A 1,353-nucleotide genomic window follows, 5' to 3' on the forward strand; every position below is an offset into this window, starting at 1 on the left:
AATGGCCGTAACGCGATTCCACCGATTCGCATGTTTAAATATTTACTGTTAAAAGCGATTCATGACCTGTCGGATGCCGACCTTATCGAACGTTCAAAATTTGATATGTCCTTTAAATATTTTTTAGATATGGCACCAGAAGAGGAAGTGATCGACTCCAGTTCCCTGACAAAATTCCGTCGACTCCGTCTTCAAGATATGAATTTATTAGATTTACTGATTCAGAAAACCGTTGAAATTGCTTTAGAGAAAGGACTACTCCTTAGTAAAATGGTGATTGTCGACGCTACCCATACAAAAGCGCGATATAACCAGAAAACGCCCAAAGAATTTTTACAGGAAAAATCCAAAAATGTACGTAAAGCCGTGTATCAACTAGACGAAAACATGGTCGGAAAATTCCCTGAGAAGCCTGCGTCAAATGAAGTCACAGAAGAATTAGAATACTGTCGTCAAGTAGTTGAAGTAGTCGAAACACAATCAAAGGTTGCACAAATCCCGGCTGTGAAAGAAAAATTAAATGTTTTAAAAGAAGTGATGGATGATTATGAGAATCATTTAAGCTATTCAAATGATCCGGATGCACGTGTTGGGCATAAGTCAGCAGAGTCTTCTTTCTTTGGTTTTAAAACGCATATTGCGATGAGTGATGAACGTATTATTACAGCAGCGGTTGTGACGACGGGTGAAAAAAGTGATGGGCACTATTTACAAGAGTTGGTAGAGAAAAGTAGAGCTGCCGGCATGGAAATTGACACGGTGATTGGTGATGCCGCCTATTCCTGGAAAGAGAATTTAGTGTATGCAAAATCGGAGCAGTTTCAGTTAATTTCAAAGTTAAATCCAGTGATCACAAATGGCAGCGGACAACGGAAAATTGAATTTGATTATAACAAGGATGCGGGCATGTTTGTTTGTCCAGCGGGGCACATGGCAACTCACAAAAGACGTACGGGCAGGAAAACCCTGAATCAAAGTTTAACGTTTCATTTTGATATTGAAAAATGTAAAGTTTGCCCGATGCGAGAGGGCTGTTATAAGGAAGGTGCGAAAAGTAAAACGTATAGTGTAACGATTCAATCCGATACACATCAAGAACAAGCAGCATTCCAGGAAACAGCCGAATTCAAAGCACTTGCCAGCAAACGCTATAAAATCGAAGCGAAAAATAGTGAATTAAAGAACCCACACGGCTTTAAAACAGCAAAATCGGCGGGTTTATTTGGCATGGAAATTCAAGGAGCCACGACGATCTTTGCGGTCAATCTGAAACGGATACTCAAACTACTGAGTGAAAAAGAGTAGGAAAAAAGAAAGAAATAAGGCACCTTCCATTCAAAAACGAATGGAAAG

Annotated in this window: 1 protein-coding gene; it reads left to right on the forward strand. The window is 39.8% G+C overall.

What is annotated here, in order from left to right:
• On the forward strand, positions 1 to 1,305 hold a 1,305-nt coding region (locus tag ACTHOQ_RS18850), incomplete at its 5' end, for an IS1182 family transposase (RefSeq protein ID WP_440497731.1).
• Between the last annotated feature and the right edge of the window lie 48 nt (positions 1,306 to 1,353).

It is taken from the genome of Solibacillus silvestris (assembly GCF_051967575.1).
In the GTDB taxonomy this organism is placed as follows: domain Bacteria; phylum Bacillota; class Bacilli; order Bacillales_A; family Planococcaceae; genus Solibacillus; species Solibacillus silvestris_B.